This window comes from Coraliomargarita parva (assembly GCF_027257905.1).
Classification (GTDB): domain Bacteria; phylum Verrucomicrobiota; class Verrucomicrobiia; order Opitutales; family Coraliomargaritaceae; genus Coraliomargarita_A; species Coraliomargarita_A parva.
The window spans coordinates 512869-533566 of sequence record NZ_JAPZEI010000001.1 but is presented as its reverse complement, the minus strand read 5'-3'; the positions used below and the strand labels follow the sequence as shown (position 1 = coordinate 533566).

Genomic DNA, 20698 nt, shown 5'->3' with positions numbered 1-20698 from the left:
TATGAAACCGGATTTAAGCGAATGGCGGCACAGCCATAGTTTTGGACAGGAAGCGCGCCAGAAGGGGGAATCGAAGACCCTGCTGGTGATCGCGATCACGGCGACCATGATGGTGGTTGAGATCGCCTCGGGCATCGCCTTCGGTTCGATGGCCCTGCTGGCGGACGGCTTGCACATGGCCTCACACGCGGCCGCACTTGGCATTAGCGCCTTCGCCTACATCTATGCGCGGAAGCATGCCCACGATACCCGATTCAGTTTCGGCACCGGCAAGGTCAATGCGCTCGGGGGCTTTACCGGGGCGTTGTTGCTGGCGGTCTTTGCGCTCGTCATGGCCTGGGAGAGCGTCATCCGGTTGTTGAATCCGGTCGAGATTTCCTTCAATTCGGCGATCGGTGTCGCCGTGCTTGGTCTGATCGTCAACGGGGTCTCAGTCTTTATTCTGGGGGACGATCACCATCATGACCACGGTCACAGTCATGGGCACGACCACGACCATCATCATGAGCATCACCACGCGCATGCGCACGATCACGATGACCACCATCATGATCACGGGCATCACCATCACGATCACAATTTGCGCTCGGCCTATCTCCACGTGTTGGCGGATGCGCTGACCTCGGTCACCGCGATTATCGCGCTGCTGGCGGCAAAATATTTCGGTTGGATCTGGATGGACCCGATCATGGGGATCGTCGGTTCGCTTCTCATCGCGAAGTGGTCGACGGGTCTACTCAAGCAAACCAGCGAAGTCTTGCTCGATCATCAAGCACCTGAGGCGATCACACACAAGGTCGAACACGCTTTAGAGACTGATGGTCACAGTCATCTTAGTGACCTGCATGTCTGGTCCATCGGCCAGAACCGCTACAGTGTGATCGCTGCGGTTGTTTCGACGAGTCCTGTCTCTGCAGATGAATACAAGGCACGCCTTAGTGACGAACAGTTCCCTCACGTGACCATCGAGGTAAATACAGCCCAGAGTTAGTTATTTTAGGAAGAGCTCGATGACCGGAATCTCGACGTCGGGTTGCATGATGGGGAGGTCGAGTGGCAGGGTGTTTGCGGCATTGCCGTAAGCGCTGTCCTGCTGCCATTCCTCCCAGCCTTTGAATTGCACTTCGGAGCCGTCGTGGAGTAGCTGGGCGTATGCGACTTTGCCGGCAAAGCCGTCGAGCCAGAGTTTACCCATCGGCCAATCCAGCACGTGCACGTAGATGCGGTTGAGTTCAGGGTTGTAGGTGAGGATGCAGTTTTCCGGTGTCTTGAATGCTTCGGGGGCTTGGGTGCAACCGTAGATGGCGCGGCCGTTGACTTGCATCCATTTCCCGATGCCGGAGAAACGGTCGTTGGCGCGCGCGTCGAAATTGCCGCGTCCGGTAGGACCTACATTGAGGATCAGGTTGCCGCCCTTGCTGACGGTGTCGATCAGCATGCCGAGCAGCTGCTTGGTGCTTTTCCATGTGTGCTCGTCGCGGTAGTAGCCCCAGGACCCGGAGAAGGTCTGCACGGTGCCCCACGGCACCTTCTTGCCGTCCATGGTGACCCATTCACGCGGTTTGATTTGTTCGGGGGAGCGGTAGTCCCAGCCGCCGGCATAGTCGAGCAGGTCGGCCCGGTCATTGACGATACACTGTGGCTGCAATTCGCGCACCAGCTGCATGAGGCCGACCGAGTCCCAGTCCTCGCGTCCTTTGCCGTCTTCGCCGGGATAGGAAAAGTCGAGGAAGAGCACATCGATCTCGCCGTAATTGGAGAGGAGCTCGCGGACCTGGTTGCGCATGTACTCTCGGTAGACAGACATGTCGCGTTCAGAGTTTTTCGCCCGTTCGGCTTCGTTCTCCGACATCGGGTGAAATTTATCCACGGTGAATTCAGGGTGGTGCCAATCGATCAACGAGTAGTAGATGCCGATGCGGATGCCTTCGGCGCGGAACGCTTCGACCATGGGCTTGAGCAGGTCTTTCCCGTAGGGTGTTTGGGTTGATTTGTAATCCGTGTAGGCGGAGTCGAAGAGGCAAAATCCGTCGTGGTGCTTCGCGGTGATGACCACGTATTTCATGCCGGCTTCCTTCGCGGCTCGGGCCCATTCCTTTGGATCATAGAGGTCGGGGTCGAAATGCTCGAAATACTTGCGGTAGTCGTCGACCGACATGGATTCATTCTTCATGACCCACTCGTGCCGGCCTGCGAGCGAGTAGAGGCCCCAGTGGATAAAGAGTCCGAAACGGGCGTCAGTGAACCATTCGAGGCGTTGTTCTTTCTCTTCCGATGTCTCGTCCCAGATTGTTTTAGCTTCAGCTTGAGTTGTTTGAGCTGCGAGTGGTAGCAGGCTGAGCGCGAAGTAAGCGAAGTGTCTTATCATATTCCGCCGGCTAGCAGAATGCATGCAAAGCTTCTAGCCCATGGGGCGGAAATCTTGTTTTCTCATGTCGGTTGATGGTAAGGGATTCGGGCGGTTGGCTGTATCGGCAAAGTTTACACAATCTCTAGCCCGGCGGCATCGGGTAGTGGTGGAAAGACGGCAGTGGGTAAGGTTTGATACCAAAAAGCGACCGATGAGATGTCATCCATGCTTTGGTGGAAGCGTCCGTGACGTTTCCAGCCGAGGGCCTGGATCGTCACCTTGAGGTCTTGCTTGAAGCGGATCGGGTCCATGATGTGCCAGCGGTAGAGGGCGAAGCGTGTGTTGGACTGGTAGACGCCGTCGGGGCGCACGACATGCGGCATGCCTGCGTAGGGACCGGTGAACTCCTGGTATTGTCGGGTGGCTTTGTTTTCGAAGTTATAGGAGCCAAGAAAGTAATCCTCGGTGCCGGTCCCGCAGATCGTGGGGAAGCCGGTTGAGCCGGCAACGGATTTGCCATCACTCAATGCGGGATCGGTGTCGCCATCCATGTAGAATTTGATTTCACCTTCGCCCCACCATCCGTTGTGGTTGACCTGCCAGCCCATCGCTGTGCCGACGTAGTGGCCCTGGCCTTTCACGCCGTCGAGCAGCGTGTGCACCCCGCCGCGTTCGACGGGTTGGCTACGACGGAATTGGGCATGGAAATAGGCGGCATCGTCCGGGACCTCTGTCAGGCAGTAGTTGATCTGGTAATAGAGCCGGAAGTCGTCGAGGCCGATATTCTCAACGGTCATGCGGCAGTGCTTGCGGAAGGGCATTTCCCAAAAGCAGTTGTAGGCATTCCCCGGGTTTACGCAGACGGCCAGCGAAGTGAGCTGGGCAAAGTGATAATTGCTACCGCCAATGAAGGGGCTCGCGAAGAAGTCGCACATCGGGCTCTCGACCGAGGGCTGATCCTGCCCGTCCCAGTAGATGCGGAGGATTGCGTGCCGGTTGATGCCGGTGGGGGTCATCCAAATGCTTTGGATCGCTCCGGGACCTTCGACATTGGCGATTTCGATCGTTTGGCCGGCGGGCACCGGAACCGCTGGACGCACTTTCCAGCCCAGTCCCAGTTCGCGGGACGCTCCAGTGGGATTGCCGTTTTCATCCAGTTCGGGAACGGCACGGGCGCCGCCGCTTTTGGCTCCGGTCGGATTTTCGGCGCAAAGGGAACGTGATTCCGCGTTCGAGAGGCGCGAAAGCTTGCCCAGATTGAGGCCCAGGCCGTTGAAGGGGAGTGGTGTCTCAGACATTGGGAAAGTTTAAAGAAAGGCCACTGCTTTTTGAATGGAAGATTTTCGGAAGGATTTGTATATTTTTCCAGCATGTATGAACTGAGGCAGTTTTTTGAGCCGGCTGTCGAACTGGGGGCGGGGATGTCGCTCCGCGGTGTCGGTGTCTTGGAAGAGATGCCCAGGGATAGCTTTGTGGACCGGCAGGCGACGAATGATTATCTCTGCGTTTTTTTTCATGATGCGGCACGGGCTGGAGTCGAATCCGACCGTCTTTCCCAGTCAGAAAAATGTCTCTTTATCTGGGGTTCCAAGCAACATCAGTGCTATGGGGCTCTACAATCAGTTTGGTGTCACAGTTGGTTGCACATCCAAGGGGATGCTTTTCCGGCACGCTTGCAGGCATTGGGGATTGCTTTGAATGAGGTGTTGCCGGTCGGCGATTTGGAAGCTGCGTTTTTGGATATGCTGCGGGGCTTGTTTCATGAAAGTATCGAAGCGCGGAGCTCTCCGGAGATATTGGCTCGGATTTTGGATATATTTCTTCTACGCCTGTCTCGATGTCTTAATCAATCAGGGCAGATTCTACCCGAGTATCTCAGACGGGCAAAGGCCAGACTGGACCGTGACTACGCACATGCATGGACGCTGCCTGAGCTAGCCGCGCATTCCGGAGCCTCGGTCTCACACCTGAGCGCTGCTTTCAGCGAGCTTTTGGCTTGTCCGCCCATGCGCTACCTGACGAAAGTTCGTATGCATCAAGCGGCCCTCCTGTTGAGGAACCGCAATCTCCGGGTGGGCGAGGTGGGACGCCAAGTCGGCTACGAAGACATCTATCATTTTTCGAAGGCCTTTAAGCAAGCGCATGGACTAAGTCCGAGTGCTTATCTGAAACGCCTCTAGAATTGCGGATTGGATGAAAGCGGGTGTCCCTTGATTTTATACTTTAATCTTTGGCGCGGGATGATTCCTTTGCAGGGCTATGTCAGCCATTACACCCGAATTACGTTCGCAGATTGAAGAAATCACCCGTCGTGCCGGCCATATCTGGAGGTATCTTTGACGGCGCGAAGAAATCGCAAACGATTCAGGAGCTCGAAGCCAAGATGGCCGAGCCGTCCTTCTGGGACGATCAAGCAGCGGCACAAAAAGTAATCGGGGAGGCCAATCGCCTGAAGGTCACGGTCAATCCGAGCCGTGATTTCAACAAGGAAGTCGATGACCTCAAGGCCATGCAGGAGCTGGTCGACGAGATGGGCGACGACCCGGATGCCGAAGCCTACGTTGAAGAGTTGGACGGGTTGGTGAAGAAGCTTCAACCGAAACTGGACAAGCTCGAACTGGCTTCCTATCTGAGCGGACAGCATGACAGCTGCAACGCACTCTTGACCATCAACTCCGGTGCCGGCGGGACCGAGTCCTGCGACTGGGCGGATATGCTTTTGCGCATGTATACGCGCTGGGGCGAACACGCGGGCTATGATGTCGAAGTGCTCGACATTATGCCGGGGGAAGAAGCAGGCATCAGCTCGGCAACCATCCGAATCAGCGGACCCAACGCCTACGGCTACGCCAAGGCTGAACGCGGGGTGCATCGCCTGGTGCGGATCAGCCCGTTCGACTCCAATGCCCGCCGCCATACTTCGTTTTGCTCGGTCGACGTGATCGCCGAAATCGAGGACGACGTGGATATCGAGATCGATGAAGCCGACATCCGGACCGACGTCTACCGTGCCAGCGGCAAGGGTGGGCAGCACGTGAACCGGACCGAGTCCGCGGTGCGCCTGACGCACATCCCCTCCGGTATCGTGGTGACCTGCCAGAACGAGCGTTCGCAGATCAAGAACAAGGCAACGGCCATGAAAACGCTGAAGTCGCGCCTCTACGAAAAGCTGGAGGACGAAAAGCGCAGCGAGATGGAGAAGTTCTACGGTGAGAAGGGCGAAATCGCCTGGGGCAACCAGATACGTTCCTACGTCTTCCAGCCTTACCAGATGGTCAAGGACCTGCGTACCGGCGTTGAAACCGGCAATGTGCAGGCGGTCATGGACGGCGAACTCGACCCCTTTGTGCACGCGTGGTTGCGGGCCGGCGGCCCGACCGCGCGCCGTTCCGCCAGCGAACGGTCCGCCGATTAAGCTTAGATTTGCCTTGGTGTCCGCTTCGTGAGCCTTGGTGCGCTGTTGCCTTCGACCCAAGTCCCTTCAATTTGGATCAGTCTCGGTCGTGCGGGCAGGCCCAGCTCGTTGCGCTGCAAGCTGAGCACCAACTGTTCGACTGCAGTCGCTCCGATGATTTCCGGATTCTCGTAGATGCCGCAGATGCCGGCGTCAGTCCCTGCGTGGCTGATCAGGACGAGGCCGAGTTTTGCCCGATAGTCGGGATCCAGGCCGGCTTCGGACTTGATGTCTTTATAGATTCCCGCAGTGATCAGGACATCCGGTCGGTACTTTTCGAGCCAAGCAAAATTTTTGTCCTCTAGTTTTTCAGGATCTGCCATCTCCGGGGGGACCCGGTTGGAAAGCGGCATTGACTGTTGCGTGAAGTAGAATGCTGCCAATAGCCGGTTGCCGGTCCGGTCGTCGTAGCCTTTCGGGATCAGCAAGCCCGGCCGTTTATAGCCCCGGTGCTTGAGCTCTCGAAGGATCGTTAACAGATTTCCATAGTGGTCAGGGATCACCCGATCCAGTTTCGGCCGCGCCATGGTATAGGACATCGCAACGGCGGTGAAGTTTTTCCACTCGATGCTGAGGCGTCCCATCGAGTGGGGGAACGGCGGCACGAGCAGTCCGCGTATGCCTCTGGCGGTGAGGATCGCAGTCATGCGCTTGGCCCGCATTTCGGGCGCGGCCAGCCAGAAATTTTCCAATGAATAGCCCAGGTTTTCGGCGCGATTTTTGGCGCCCTGCCACATCTTGAGCTGAAACTCCACGCCGGTCTTTGTATACGTATCCGGATGGTCCCAGAGATTGAGCCAGCCGATGGTTTCCCGGTAGGAGACCTTTCTGGAGCTGCGAACCTGGGACATCAGGGACGCGATCGCCGGGTTCATGCTGTAGCCTGCGGCTTGAGCGGCCGCCACGACCCGTTCACGTGTTTTGACCGCGACTCGAGGATCGTTCCTGAGGGCGAGGGAGACGGTCGACGCGCTGATATTCAGCAACTGCGCCAGATCTCGCACGGTCGGGGAAGCTGTCTTTTCCTCACTCATTCAGCGCTCATCTTAGGGAATTGGAGTGCCCTAACTCCAGATATTTCAACGTGTTTAATTTCGAGGAGTTTGTGTGCCGGTAGATGCCGGATGATAGTCAGGACCTAATTCCCCCGTCCCCTCAATTCAACCCCTAACGACAAATCGTATCATGAGAAAACCGACCCGAATCTCTCTACTACTTGGACTGTTATCAACCGGCAGTTTGCTGGCGCAAAGCACACTTTACTGGGATACCAATGGAGCTACCGCTGGACTCGGTGGCGACGGCAGCTGGCAGGATGGAGCGGGAAACTGGAGCACCGATCTCGCCGGTGAGACGTCTAGCACCTGGTCGAGTGCGGCACCCGATATTGCCGATTTTAGAGGAACCGAGGGCACGGTGACTGTTGATGCCAGCGGAGTGAGTGCACAGTCCTTATTGTTTAATGTTGGAGGATACACATTGGCTGGAACCGGTTCGATCTCGTTCACTACCAGCACCAGTTACATTGTCGATTGGCAGGCTGGCGCCGGAACGACCTCGATTCAAAATGATCTAGTCATTTTTGATGACGCGTCTCTTAATTCTACGGACAGTTATTATATTCGAAATCAAACGACTGGGGTGCTAACTCTGGATGGTGATCTCTTATTTGACTATACGGATGCCGCTTCCGCATCAGGCGTAAAAACGGTTATTTTCAACACAACCGACGCCTCGGGTTCAATCGTCTTAAACGGTAGCGTCGGAGCCGCCCCGGGGAGCGCCCAAAGTCGTATGTATTTTGACGGACCCGGTTCATTTTATCTCAACGCTGCCAGTAATGTGAATCCGGCATCTTCTTCTGCTTACGGTGGGATGGGGAACGGCACTCTATATCTGGGGAACGATTTGGCTCTTGGGACGAAATATTTCGGTGTGGGTTCGTCCAGTAACGCCAATGAATTGGCGATCTATACAAATGGTGCTTACACCATTAACAACTACATCGAACTAAAGGGAACCAATCAAGCCACGATCGGTGGTGCTACGGCGGATTTGTCCACTTTTTCCGGACGTGTGAATATGAGTAACACCAATAACATTCTGTCTGCTGCGGACGGAGGGCGAGTTGATTTCTCCGGGACTTCCGGGGCCGTGATCTTTTATGGAAAGGCTGTCAGCAAGCAAGGCAATGGTATCGTTTCGCTTTCCCGTTCGGCCGGCAACTCTGGCGCTGCTTCGATAATTTCGGTGGATGAAGGTGTGCTCTTGCTCATGAATAGCAGTGGTAGTGCGACTGGAACAACGGCTTCAATGACTGTCACGGATGGTGCGACTTTGGGCGGCACTGGTTCCTCGACCGCAGCGGTTGTCGCATCGGCCGCAGGCAGTATTTTCTCCGCCGGTGACATGTCGCTCGCGCAGGTCAGTGATATTGGCACCTTAACCTTGAGTGGTGGCTTGACCGCTGCGAACGGTGCCACTTTCAAAGTCGATATCGACGGTGCTTCGGTCGACATGGTCGATTTTGGCACCGGTGTTGTGGATCTCGACGGTGTGCTGACATTCGACTTCACCAGCCTGAGCTCGGTTCAAACCGGTATCGCTTACAGTCTGTTTGCCGGGACGGGCGATTGGACGGGTAGCTCGGCCAGCTTCGTCTTCAATGGACCGGACGGTTATGTCCTGGACTCCAGCTACGGCGGTGGAAACGGCTATATTTTTGACGCTGCCGGCAATTCCTTGACCGTTCAATTTGCTGCCGTTCCGGAGCCAGCCACCTTTGCACTGTTGGCGGGTGGACTTGGTTTGCTTTACGCCATGGCACGTCGTCGTAAATAAAGCCGAGGTCGCAAATTTTTCATCAAGCCCGTCTTCCGCTCGAAGGCGGGCTTTTTTGTGTCCGCGGGGCAGTTCGAAGTCGCTTTCGCGCCTTCGCTACAGTCCTTCACACCCGGTTCCGGATTTCAGTGCGAAGTTTGCCTGCGGTTCAAGCTTGTGCATACTGGCTGGTTTTTCAGTAATTGAACAATCGGCATGAGTGAAGTCATCGACAGTCCCGACGGTCTAAGTTATGAGGCGGCCCTACAGGCATTCTCGGACCAGAGTCTATTTGAGAACAAGACCTGGCGTTATTCGCCGCAGGCCTTCCCCTTGAACTCGTCCCAGGTCAAGCAGGTCCGCCAGATCGGGCAGGCCTGTTATGACTTCTACCGTGCTCAGGAAACGCTCTACCTGCGCTCGGTGGAGGGGAAGAACCTGTTGCGCAACCGTGAACTGGTGGCGCCCTGGGTGGCCGCCTATCTGGACCGTGGCAAGCCGCCGGCGTTGGTCGAGCATGCGAGGGCCAAGGCGCTACGAGGCAGTACGCCGATGGTGATCCGGCCGGACCTGCTCATTACCGAGACCGGGTTTGCCCTGACCGAGGTCGATTCGGTTCCCGGAGGGATCGGACTCACCGCCTTCCTGAACCGCTTGTATGCGGAGGTGCATGGCGACGCGCTCATCGGGGCGGGCGAGGACGACATGGTCGAAGCCTTTTACGCGGCGCTTTGTTCGAAGGCACCCACCATTAACGTGCCCTATATCGCGATCCTAGTCAGTGACGAGGCCTCGACCTACCGTCCGGAGATGGAATGGATTGCGCGCGAGTTGCGTCGCCGCGGTCGCCGGGTGCATGTGTTTCATCCGAACGAGGTCATGCCGCTGGGGGATACCATCTGTGTGGGGATCGACGGGGATCCGCAGCAAGTGGACGTGATTTACCGCTTCTGGGAGTTGTTCGATCTGGCCAACGTTCCGATCGCTGAATTCCTGCTCCACGCCAGCAAGGCCGCCCAGTTGAGCCTCACTCCGCCGATGAAGCATTTCCAGGAGGAGAAGCTGAACCTGGCGCTCTTCCACCACCATATGCTGGAGGACTACTGGAAGGAGAGCCTGCCCAAGCAGTCCTACAAGATCCTGAAGAAAGTCATCCCGCAGACCTGGGTGATGGACCCGGTTGAGTTGCCGCCCAACGCCGTCTTGGACGCGCCGTTCATCGGCGGCAAGCCGATCACGCGCTGGGAGCAATTGGTGGATGCCGGCAAGAAGGAGCGGAACCTGATCATCAAGATCAGCGGCTACCATGAAACCGCCTGGGGCGCGCGCAGCGTGACACTCGGCAGTGACAGTTCCCGCGAACAGTGGGAAGATGCGATTTGGCAGGCAATTACCATGTCCGATACCTCCCTGCACATCCTGCAGGCCTACGAAAAGCCGACGCGCTTGAGGCATCCGGTGTATCGCGAGGACGGCAGCACCTATGAGATGGAAGGACGCATGCGCCTCTGTCCCTACTACTTTGTCGACGATAAGGCCCAGAAAGCGGAGCTGCACGGGATCCTTGCCACACTATGCCCGGCCGACAAGAAGATCATCCACGGGATGAAGGATGCGGCGTTGTTGCCCTGCGTGGAGGTTGAGTAGTGTCGGAGCGTTCGTTTTCGAGAGGAGTTTTCGAGGCGGCTCTTAGGTTCCGGGCTTGATGACAGCCATTTTGTGTGACAACGGGTAGACCGCATTTTTCGATCGTTTTTAAGTCTCGGTTTCGGACTGCCAGTCCCTGTCACAAAAAGAAGGGAATCCCTTGGCTTCGAATGGTTTCGGCCTCTTTTATGCTTTCACGCTTTCAATGCGGCACAAAGTGAATAGCTTTTAGGGCTCATCTCACATGTCTGAACGACATTATACCAAGAGGACTTTATATGACAACACCAGCCAAGAAATCTCCGAAGAAAAAATCCGCCAAGAAAAAGGCGGCCGCCATGACCCGCACCGTACCGGCGCCACGCTTTGAAATCGGCACGAGCAAGGACTCGATCAAGGAATCCATTCTCAATCAATTGCGCTACACGCTGGCGCGCCACCCTGAGAGTGCGACGAAGGACGAGTGGTGGACGGCGACCTGTCTGGCGATACGAGATCGCCTGTTGGACCGTTTCATGAAAACGCAGGAAGTGCACCACGAAAAGCGGGTGCGCCGTGCCTATTACCTGAGCCTGGAATACCTGATGGGGCGCTTGCTTGTGAATAATCTTCACAATGCGGGCCTTTTTGAACCGACGCGTGAAGCACTGGCTGAACTGGGGCAGGATTTTAACGAAATCTCCGGGGAAGAGCCGGACATGGGGCTGGGGAATGGTGGCTTGGGCCGTCTGGCCGCTTGTTTTCTGGATTCCCTTGCCACTCTGGACTTGCCGGCTGTGGGCTACGGGATCCATTACGAATTCGGCCTGTTCCGGCAGGAATTCAAGGACGGCTACCAGGTTGAGCACCCGGATGCCTGGCAGGAAAAGGGATGTCCTTGGGAGATCATGCGCCCGAATTTTCTGCAGGAAGTGCGTTTGTACGGCCGAGTCGAGCACCGCATGGACGACAAGGGCCAGTTCCACCCGCAATGGGTCGATTACAAGACGGTGGAAGGGGTTCCTTTCGACGTGGCGATTGTCGGCTACGGGGGCGAAACCGTGAATTTCCTCCGGCTCTGGGAGTCCAAAGCCTCGCAGGAGTTCGATCTGGATATCTTCAATGAGGGGGGCTACGTCGAGGCGGTCCGTGAAAAGGCCATGGGGGAAACGATCTCCAAGGTCCTGTATCCGAACGATAATACCGAGAGCGGCAAGGAGCTGCGTCTCATCCAGCAGTATTTCTTTGTCAGCTGTTCCTTGCAGGACATCATCCGCCGCTACAAGACCGGCCATGATAACTGGGAGGACTTCCCCAAGTTCAATGTGATCCAGCTCAACGATACGCACCCGGCCGTTGCTGTGCCGGAGCTGATGCGTCTCTTGATCGACGAGTATGGCCTGACATGGGAGAAAGCATGGGATATCACCCGCGAGACCTTCAATTATACCAACCACACCCTGCTGCCCGAAGCGCTGGAAAAGTGGAGTGTGCCGCTCTTTGAAAAGGTGCTTCCGCGCCATCTGGAGATCATCTTCGAAATCAACCTTCGTTTCCTGGAGGACGAAGTCGACGCCAAGTGGCCGGGGGATGATTCCAAGAAAGCGGAACTCTCGATCATCGAGGAAGGTGGCTGCAAGATGATCCGTATGGCCTACCTCTCCGTGGTCGCCTCGAAGAAGGTGAATGGGGTGGCCGCGCTGCACACCGAATTGCTGAAGCGTCACTTGTTCTCCGGGTTTCATGAGCTGTACCCGGACAAGTTGATTAACATGACCAATGGGATTACGCCGCGCCGCTGGCTCTTGGCCTGTAATCCGGCGCTGAGCGCCTTGATCGACGAGAAGGTGGGGGATGAGTGGCCGAAGTATCTGGACAAGCTCCAAAGTATTGCGGATTACGCGGACGATCCGGATTTTCAGAAGCGTTTCATGGAAATCAAGCGGGCCAACAAGGTGGCATTTGCCGAATTTGTGAAGGCGGACTCCGGCGTAGAAATCAGCCCGGATGCGCTCTTCGACGTGCAGATCAAGCGTCTGCACGAATACAAGCGCCAGCACCTCAACCTGCTGCACATCCTGACCCTGTACCGTCGTCTGCTGAACGATCCCGAACATGACATTTGTCCGCGGGTGTTTGTCTTCGGTGCGAAGGCCGCACCGGGTTATGCCCTGGCCAAGTGCATCATCCGGGCGATCAACAAGGTTGGTGAAAAGGTCAACAACGACCCGAGGGTGAAGGATAAGATCAAGGTCGTCTTCCCTGAAAACTACCGGATCACCCTGGCGGAAAAGATGATTCCGGCTGCCGATCTCTCCGAGCAGATTTCCACCGCCGGCAAGGAGGCCTCCGGAACCGGCAACATGAAACTGGCCCTCAACGGTGCCCTCACTATTGGTACGCTCGACGGGGCCAACGTCGAGATTCAGGAAGAAGTGGGCGAGGAAAACATCTTCATCTTCGGTAACACGGTTGACGAGGTGGAGGCGATCCGTGCCAGCGGCTACAATCCCTATGACTACTACAATAGTAATTGGGAACTGAAGGCGGTGATCGACTGGTTGCGCTCGGACTATTTCACGCCGGGCGAGCAAAATGCCTTTGCTCCGATCTGCAGCAGCCTCCTTGAAGGCGGGGATCCCTTCCTTGTCTTGGCTGATTATGCGGCCTACGTGAAGGCGCAGGAGGATGTGGACAAGGCTTTCCGCGACAAGAAGCGCTGGGCCAAGATGGCTATCCTGAATACGGCACGGGTCGGCAAATTCTCATCCGACCGGACCATCCGGGAGTATGCGGACCAGATCTGGCATCTCGATTCGGTACCGGTGGAGATCTAGGCCCGGCCAGCCGGTTTAATTTTTCGACGGACGCCTTGAATAGGCGTCCGTTTTTTTCTTTCGGGTCTGTGCTTGTGTATGGGGCTTTCGCCCGAGGCTACATGTCCTGTTTGCGGATGAGGATCTTGCCTTCGTAAATCCAGCGGTAGGGGCAGGCGCTGCCTCGGGTGATCCGCTTGCGTGTAAATTCCAACTGCCGGTAGCGCTCGCCGACGCGCACTCTGACCAGGCAAGTCGGCTCGCTAAAGCTTTCCGGGTCGGGCAGGAGCTTCAGGGCTTCGTTCAGCTGCTCGACATTGGGAATGAAGCGACTGGGGCGGCGATTTGGCGCCAGGTCGGGCTCTCGGGCGGGGCTGGGATAGGTTGGGGCTGGAGGCATCTTTCTACTTTCAGTGAATCTCGAAGCCTTTGAAGCTTCCGATTTCCGATGAGCTGACAATGAAAAAGCTGCAGAATTTGGCTTGAACTCGCCGCCAAGGTCCATCTACTACGGTCCTCATCGGCGCGGTCGCCAAGTGGTAAGGCCGAGGACTGCAAATCCTCTATCGTCGGTTCGATTCCGACCCGCGCCTCCATTTTTTTTAATAATCAACGCCTTAGGGAATGTCCTGAGGCGTTTTTTATTGCCCCGGGTTTGTGAGGGTCGCGTTGCTCTGGCACTACAATCAACAATGTCAGATACCCCATTCGAGCTTCGCAATTACTGGCACGTCTGAGCAGGGCACGATCATCGAGCGTCCTTGGCTGGGAAAGCATTGCTCAATGCTGAGGGTATTCACGTATCAGAGATCGGAAATCCGGAGTTGCAAAACGCCTGCGGTTTTGTAGGTTGAATCAACCTTTTGTAGTCATGCCCAATCAACTCGAAGAATCCAAGAAGCGTAAAACGGTAGCCGATCACCGTGCCGTCCTGGCTGCGCTTGAGCGTATTGCTGCTTTGGAAGGGACATCCTCGACCGAATTGATTCGTGCGGCAGCCCGTCGGGTCGTTCGCGAACGATTAAGTGATGCGGGGATGCGGGAAGAGTTGCAGGCTGTCTTCCGGGCTGAGTTACCGAAGCCTTCCCGTCAGTTCAAAACGCCCGCGCAAGTGGCCCGTTACAAACGGAAACTTCGTGAATATGACGCCTTGTGTCTGGATTTAGGCCTGAGTGAATCTGCGGAGGTCCAAAGCAGAAATTCGATTCACAATGTCTCGCAGCGTCCGGTTTTGGCAGGTGGACTCTAAGTTCAACATGCGATGGCTGCTCCGGATTCGACACCCCGTCCTCCCGATGATTTTTCGGATTTCCTGAAAACGGATGCGCCCGTGCTTCTGGTTGGCGGGCAGGCGGTCAACCTGTGGGCCTTGTACTATAATGAGGTCACGCTCCATCTGGCTCCTTTTGTTTCGCGTGATATTGATGTGCTCGGGCAACGGGAAACTTTGAGGTCCATTGCTGAATTGGCTGGGCTCAAACCCAACTATTTCCCGCTGAAGCCGCCTAGTAATGAGGTCGGTTATATCATGCCGAGAGACGCTTCTAATTCGCCGATGATCATCGAAGTATTGCGTTGGGTGAACGGGGTGAGTGAAGACGAACTGGAAGCCGATTCGGTCATCTTCAAAATCGGCAAAGGCAAAGTGCCGGTGAAAGTGCCTTCGCCCGTAACGCTGTTGAAAGCCAAGTTGGCGAATCTCGATGGGATCAAGCAGCAAGGTCGTCAGGATGCAAAGCATGTCCGAATTTTGTCCAAGTTGCTACCAAGCTACCTTCGGGACATCGCCGAGACCGTTCGTTCGGGAAAGCGCACGGAGCGCGATTTCGTTAACATTCTGGAGCGACTGTTAACACTTGTTCGCGGTGAAGTAGGTGAGAGAATTTTCGCCAATTTGAACTTGCCGGCTGTCGATCTCTTTAAGGATTTACCTGAAGATGGGTTGCCCAAGGTCGTTGCATTCAAAAAGCATCAACTGTCTCGGCGACTGTCCGGCTAGAGCTTCGGGCTAAGTCTCTCCGTCAAGGTGTCGGTTTAGATTTCGACGAAAACTTAGCCCTTTCGATCTCGGTTTCACGCTGGCAACCGGTCGAGGCTTCGTTTTGCGGGCTATTCTACACGGAACCGATTGGATAGAGCTCCAAGGATTGAGTTGAATAGCTTAAATACGTGCATGGATGCGAGTGACCGCGCTTTGCGGGCAATATGCCCCGCATTATTATTCCACCTGTGGGTATTCTCTTCGGGAGCCAGGTCGCAGGGGACAGCGGATGGGCCGTCTTGAGACTCGCTGAATTCCGGACCTGCCCCGTGAGCTGAGTTACATTCGGAATAGGGGAAGCCTCACCACGCCAAAGACACCATGCATATCATCGACTGGACCATCGTTATCGTTCCTCTTGTGCTGATTCTCTGCTTCGCGGTTTATTCGAAGAAGTATGTGCGGGGGGTCGTGGATTATCTGGCAGCCGGGCGAGTGGCGGGACGCTATGTGATCTCGGTGGGCGACATGACCTCCGCACTCAGCATCATCACGCTCGTCGGGATGGTGGAGATGAAATACCAGACCGGCTATGGGCTGGCGTTCTGGTATTACATGATTACTCCGGTGAGTATTCTCATGGGGTTGACCGGCTACTGCGTGTACCGTTTCCGGGAGACAAAAGCCCTGTCCATCGGGCAGTTTCTTGAGATGCGCTACAGTCGGCGTTTTCGCGTGTTGGCCGCCGCCTTAAGGACCACGTCCGAATTGATGACCAATGCGATCGGCCCGGCGATTGCCGCGAACTTTTTCATCTATTACCTGGGCTTGCCGCATGAGGTCATGGTCATGGGCGTACCTCTGCCTTGTTACGGGATCGTGGTCACGCTTGTGTTGATCATGGCGATGGTGGTGATTTGGCCGGGAGGGCGGATTTCGCTGCTGGTGACCGACTGTTTTCAGGGCCTGGTCTGTTATCCTGTCTTCGTGATTATTACAGGCTACCTGATCCTGAATGTCTCCTGGAGCGGGGAAATCGCGCCGACGATGATGGACCGTGTGGACGGGCAGAGCTTTATCAACCCCTTCGATATCTCGGGGCTGCGGGATTTTAATATTTTCGCACTCTTTGTGCATGTTGTGAGTATGGTGCTGAACCGGGCCAGCTGGATCGGCAATGACACTTCCGGGTCGGCCCGGACCCCGCACGAACAGAAAATGGCGGGTCTGCTGGGGGCCTGGCGGGCGGGGCTCTCGACCTTTATGGGGATTGCCATCGCGATCTTGATTATCACGGTCATGACTCATCAGAACTTCGCCACGGTCTCCCATACGATCCGTACGGAGTTGTCGGAAAAGATCACCGAGAAGGTCGTGACCGATGAGGCCGTGCGGGCCGAGCTGGATGCCCGGATTGCCGCGATTCCGGAGCAGCGGCATGTGATCGGCGAGGATGCGCCGCTCTCGCAGAAGCACAATATCGACACAGTGTATTTTGAGACAACCCGAGAGGTCCTGGGTGACAGTGCCGAGGGAAATCTTCAGTTCCAGCGCTACCGGACCCTATTCTTTCAGATGATGATGCCGGTGGCTCTACGTGAGATTTTTCCGGTCGGCCTGACCGGCCTGTTCTGTCTGCTGATGCTCATGCTGATGCTGTCGACGGATGATTCACGCATCTTCAATTCGTCCTCCACGCTCGTTCAGGATGTGGTCTTGCCGAATCTGAAGAGGGCACTTAGCCCGAAACAGCACTTGTTGTTGTTGCGTATGTTCTCGGTGCTGACGGCGGTGATTTTCTGGGTCTTCTCCATGCTCTTCGTGAATCTGGACTACTTGAACATGTTCATCACGATCATGACGGCGATCTGGATGGGCGGGGCCGGTCCAATCATGGTTTTCGGCCTGTACAGTCGCTTCGGTACCACGGCCGGGGCTTATGCTTCGCTCCTTTGCGGGAGCGGGTTTTCCATCATGGGGCTTTTGCTTCAACGTAACTGGCCCGATACGATCTATCCCTTCCTAGAGCGTCAGGGGTGGGTGGAAACGGTAGGCGACTGGCTGGTCGCGATTTCACGGCCCTTTTCACCCTATATCGAATGGAAAATGAGTGCGGTGAAATTCCCCATCAACTCTTACGAGCTCTACTTTATGGCCATTATTCTTGGCATTAGTGCGTATGTCCTCGTTTCGAAGCTCACTTGCCGGAAGCCGTACAATCTCGAGCGTTTGCTACACCGAGGCGAGTACAGCATTGACGGGGCGAAGCATATCCAGGTGCCTTGGACGCCGCGTAATATCATCAAGAAGATCGTTGGGATCAATCCCGACTACACGAGAGGGGACCGGATCATCGCCTGGTCGCTGTTCTACTATTCGATTGTTTACAAATTCGGGTTCTGCTTCGCCGTGGTCCTGGTCTGGAATGTGATCAGTCCCTGGCCGAAAGAGTGGTGGAGTCATTACTTTTTTGTGGTCTATGTGCTGGTGGCGATGCTGATCGGTATCGTAACAACGTTCTGGTTTATGATCGGCGGTGTGATTGACGCGCGACGCCTGTTCCTAGACCTGAAGGATCGAATCGACAACCCCTTGGACGACGGTCGGGTGGTCGGGCATGTCTCGCTGGCCGATAAGGCATCATTCGAGGCTAAAACACATAAGTCGCAGGACGATTGATTCTGGATCATTTTGACCATTCCTAGCTGAGCTATGTTCGGGCTCGGTTGGTGGAAAATGATATGGGGTGTTAACCCCCTTTGTTGCTGGACTTGCTGCGATTCAGGGCTGAATGAAGTGTTCTGAAACTAATTCTAGAAATAAGTATTTCGAATAATTGGCCGTCGGACTATTAAGGATCCTGTCTATTTATCAATCAGGTTTGGAAAGACGCTTATTTTTTATTCATAAAATTAACAAAATTCGTAATAATCTCATTTTGAAGAAGATAAGCTTTAACTAAGTGTGAATCAGCTGCTTAAAAACGCTGAAAACTTTGTTTATTTGCTCTCGGAAATTCAGTTGGCATGTGTGTTGCTTAACTCACGCGTCCGCTCCCGAGCGGGCTAACCCGGCACCCCTGTACTAGAGAGGGGGGTCGTGAGGAAAACTCCTAAACAAAGCAATAACCTGATTATACATCATGAAGATTAAAACATTCCTTCTCTCTCTGCTGCTTGGCGGTGTCGCACTGATGGGTGCGAGCTCCCTGAGTGCGCAGGAGATGCCTGTAGAAGAAGTTACAGCCGCAGTGGATGCGGTAACCGATACCATATCCTTCGATGACGGATACGCCGCATTTATGGCGTCTCCTGAATCTACATTCTTCACCATTAGCAACCTTTGGCTGCTGATCGCCGCTGGCCTAGTGTTCATCATGCACCTTGGCTTCGCCACAGTCGAATCCGGTCTTGGCCAGTCCAAGAACACGGTCAACATCCTCTTTAAGAATGTATTCATTGTCACAATGGGTGTGATTGCCTACTCTCTTTGGGGGTTCAATGCAATGTATCCAAGTGATTGGGTTATTGGCGATGTCTTTGCCTTTGGTAGTTGGTTTGATCCGGGTGTTTCCTTGGATTCTGTGACCACTGCCTATAACGCGGGATACACATTGTATACAGATTTTATCTTCCAAGCTATGTTCGCTGCGACTGCTGCCACCATCGTTTCCGGTGCGGTTGCCGAACGCGTGAAGCTTTCCTCCTTCATGATCTTCGCAACCCTGCTAGTGACTTTCGCCTATCCGATCACCGGTTCCTGGGAATGGGGTGGCGGTTGGTTGAACACAGCTTTTCCTGATGCAGAGTTCGTCGATTTCGCCGGTTCCTCGCTAGTTCACGCCTTTGGTGGTTTTGCTGCCTTGGCATGTGTTATGTTACTTGGACCTCGTGCCGGCAAGTACATCGACGGCAAGATTAAGCCGATCCTCGGTCACAGTATGCCGCTGGCTACCATCGGTGTCTTCCTCCTCTTTCTCGGTTGGTTCGGATTCAACGGTGGTTCCGTTCTGAATGCTGATCCGTATTTGGTTTCTTGGGTTTTCGTGACTACCACTCTCGCAGCTTGCGCCGGTGGTTTGGGTGCGATGTTCACATCCTGGATCTTCCTGAAGAAGCCTGACCTTTCCATGGGCTTGAACGGTATTCTTGCCGGTCTGGTCGGTATCACTGCTGGTGCTGACTCCATTGCACCTTTGGCTTCTATCTTTGTCGGTCTCATTGCCGGCATACTGGTTGTCTTCTCTATCATCTTCTTCGACAAGATCAAGATCGACGACCCGGTTGGTGCGGTTTCCGTGCACGGTGTCTGCGGTGTCTTCGGCACACTGGCTGTGGCTCTCTTCGGTGATGCCGCTCCATTTACCACGCAGTTGATCGGCACGCTCTCGGTTGGCGCTTTCGCCTTCCTCTTCTCGCTGATCGTCTTCGGCATCTTGAAGTTTACCATCGGCATCCGTGTCTCTCCGGAGGAAGAATCCGAAGGTCTCGATGTGGGGGAACATGGTCAGGAAGCCTATCCGGACTTTGCTCCGAGCTCCCGCTAAGTTTCGCCTAGCCAATTAACCTAGAACCATTATAACATAAACAATATGAAATTGGTCAAAGCTATCATCAAGCCTTTCAAACTCGAAGAGGTCAAAGAGGCACTCGCAGACATCGGTATCGAAGGTATGACTGTTGCCGAGGTCAAGGGCTTCGGTCGCCAAAAGGGTCACACCGAAATCTACCGTGGCAGTGAATACACTGTCGACTTCCTCCCCAAGGTCATGATCGAGATCGTCGTCGACGACGCCGATGCCGAAAAGACCACTGAGGCGATCGTCAAGGCTGCCAAGACCGGCAAGATCGGTGACGGCAAGGTCTTCGTCCTACCGGTTGAAAGTGCGGTCCGTATCCGTACCGACGAGACCGGTCCCGAGGCCCTCTAAGTCTTGCGACTGAATTAGTCTTCTCAAACGGCCATCCGAAAGGGTGGCCGTTTTTTTTGTCTTCGTCGTGGTTTCCGTGCGGCTGGAGCAGAGCGGTTTCCGTTGTTGCTTTCTTCTTAATAGACAAGACAATCGGTGCACGAGTAAGCATCGATGTTGAACATAACGGGATTGATCTGGCCTAGCAGAAAGAACAATGCTATAAAATCCTGTTGGACTTTGACTGATTAACCCAACCCCCAAATACATGAAACTTGTTAAAGCTGTTATCAAACCCTTCAAACTGGAGGAAGTTAAGGAAGCGCTCACCCAAATCGGCGTCAATGGCATGACTGTCACCGAGGTCAAGGGCTTCGGTCGCCAGAAGGGCCACACCGAGATCTACCGCGGCAGTGAATACACAGTGGATTTCCTCCCCAAAACCATGGTTGAAACCGTGGTTGAGGATGATGTTGTCGCGAAGGCTGTCGAGGCGATCGCCAAGACTGCCAAGACCGGTAAGATCGGTGACGGCAAGGTCTTCGTGCTTCCGGTTGAAAGTGTAGTGCGTATCCGCACCGATGAAACCGGAGCCGAGGCGCTCTAATCCCATACCTTCCAGGCTTTAGTTTTCAACGGCCATCCATTCCGGATGGCCGTTTTTTATGCTCCGAGTCCTCCCACCTTGGAAATATGATGCATCCCGGAAATGGCATTCGGCGGTCTACGCCTGCGTCCACGG

16 protein-coding genes and 1 tRNA gene are annotated in these 20698 nt (G+C 55.1%); 13 read left to right on the top strand and 4 right to left on the bottom strand.

The annotated features are described in order from the left end of the window. The first annotated feature begins 1 nt into the window (after position 1). Positions 2–991, top strand: a complete 990-nt coding sequence (dmeF, locus tag O2597_RS02045) for a CDF family Co(II)/Ni(II) efflux transporter DmeF (protein WP_269522511.1) — start codon at positions 2–4, stop codon at positions 989–991. Here the strand turns inward: dmeF and O2597_RS02040 are convergent, their stop codons facing one another. Together O2597_RS02040 and O2597_RS02035 are read right to left on the bottom strand one after the other, a co-directional pair. Further along, positions 992–2368 (bottom strand): alpha-L-fucosidase, encoded by a 1377-nt coding sequence (locus O2597_RS02040; RefSeq protein ID WP_269522510.1) that lies wholly within the window; start codon positions 2366–2368, stop codon positions 992–994. Between the two features lie 113 nt (positions 2369–2481). Continuing rightward, entirely contained in the window at positions 2482–3648 is a 1167-nt protein-coding gene (locus O2597_RS02035; protein WP_269522509.1) for a glycoside hydrolase family 172 protein, read from the bottom strand. A 72-nt stretch (positions 3649–3720) separates the two neighbouring features. Here O2597_RS02035 and O2597_RS02030 point away from each other — a divergent pair, with 72 nt between their 5' ends. Together O2597_RS02030 and prfB are read left to right on the top strand one after the other, a co-directional pair. Further along, on the top strand, positions 3721–4530 hold the full coding sequence (locus tag O2597_RS02030) for a helix-turn-helix transcriptional regulator (protein WP_269522508.1): 810 nt from the start codon (positions 3721–3723) through the stop codon (positions 4528–4530). Positions 4531–4609: 79 nt separating this feature from the next. After that, positions 4610–5765, top strand: a protein-coding gene (prfB, locus tag O2597_RS02025) for a peptide chain release factor 2 (RefSeq protein WP_269522507.1) whose coding sequence is annotated in 2 segments (ribosomal slippage) — positions 4610–4687 and positions 4689–5765 — 1155 coding nt in all. Because the reading frame shifts where the segments join, the coding sequence is not laid out codon by codon here. A 2-nt stretch (positions 5766–5767) separates the two neighbouring features. On the opposite strand, the gene O2597_RS02020 is transcribed toward prfB, so the two are convergent. Next, a complete protein-coding gene (locus O2597_RS02020) occupies positions 5768–6838 on the bottom strand; it encodes a LacI family DNA-binding transcriptional regulator (protein ID WP_269522506.1) in 1071 nt (356 codons plus the stop codon). A 151-nt stretch (positions 6839–6989) separates the two neighbouring features. Between O2597_RS02020 and O2597_RS02015 the strand changes: the two genes are divergently transcribed. The 3 genes from O2597_RS02015 (at position 6990) to O2597_RS02005 (ending at position 13087) form a co-directional block, all read left to right on the top strand. Then, positions 6990–8645: a PEP-CTERM sorting domain-containing protein gene (locus O2597_RS02015; RefSeq protein ID WP_269522505.1), complete on the top strand. Its 1656-nt coding sequence runs from the start codon at positions 6990–6992 to the stop codon at positions 8643–8645. Positions 8646–8840: 195 nt separating this feature from the next. Further along, positions 8841–10271 (top strand): hypothetical protein, encoded by a 1431-nt coding sequence (locus O2597_RS02010; RefSeq protein ID WP_269522504.1) that lies wholly within the window; start codon positions 8841–8843, stop codon positions 10269–10271. 278 nt (positions 10272–10549) lie between these two features. Next, positions 10550–13087 carry a glycogen/starch/alpha-glucan phosphorylase gene (locus tag O2597_RS02005; RefSeq protein ID WP_269522503.1) on the top strand — a complete coding sequence of 846 codons (2538 nt, stop codon included), beginning with the start codon at positions 10550–10552 and terminating at the stop codon, positions 13085–13087. Positions 13088–13184: 97 nt separating this feature from the next. On the opposite strand, the gene O2597_RS02000 is transcribed toward O2597_RS02005, so the two are convergent. Beyond that, complete coding sequence (locus O2597_RS02000; protein WP_269522502.1) at positions 13185–13466, bottom strand: hypothetical protein; 282 nt, start codon at positions 13464–13466, stop codon at positions 13185–13187. 122 nt (positions 13467–13588) lie between these two features. Between O2597_RS02000 and O2597_RS01995 the strand changes: the two genes are divergently transcribed. The 7 genes from O2597_RS01995 (at position 13589) to O2597_RS01965 (ending at position 20563) form a co-directional block, all read left to right on the top strand. Then, positions 13589–13662: transfer RNA gene (locus tag O2597_RS01995), tRNA-Cys, on the top strand. A gap of 275 nt (positions 13663–13937) precedes the next feature. After that, complete coding sequence (locus tag O2597_RS01990) at positions 13938–14315, top strand: hypothetical protein (RefSeq protein WP_269522501.1); 378 nt, start codon at positions 13938–13940, stop codon at positions 14313–14315. Positions 14316–14327: 12 nt separating this feature from the next. Continuing rightward, positions 14328–15065: a hypothetical protein gene (locus O2597_RS01985; protein WP_269522500.1), complete on the top strand. Its 738-nt coding sequence runs from the start codon at positions 14328–14330 to the stop codon at positions 15063–15065. A 363-nt stretch (positions 15066–15428) separates the two neighbouring features. Next, a complete protein-coding gene (locus tag O2597_RS01980) occupies positions 15429–17726 on the top strand; it encodes a sodium:solute symporter family protein (protein ID WP_269522499.1) in 2298 nt (765 codons plus the stop codon). Positions 17727–18189: 463 nt separating this feature from the next. Continuing rightward, entirely contained in the window at positions 18190–19593 is a 1404-nt protein-coding gene (locus O2597_RS01975; RefSeq protein WP_269522498.1) for an ammonium transporter, read from the top strand. A gap of 45 nt (positions 19594–19638) precedes the next feature. Then, complete coding sequence (locus O2597_RS01970) at positions 19639–19977, top strand: P-II family nitrogen regulator (RefSeq protein ID WP_269522497.1); 339 nt, start codon at positions 19639–19641, stop codon at positions 19975–19977. Between the two features lie 247 nt (positions 19978–20224). Then, complete coding sequence (locus O2597_RS01965) at positions 20225–20563, top strand: P-II family nitrogen regulator (RefSeq protein WP_269522496.1); 339 nt, start codon at positions 20225–20227, stop codon at positions 20561–20563. Positions 20564–20698: the final 135 nt, after the last annotated feature.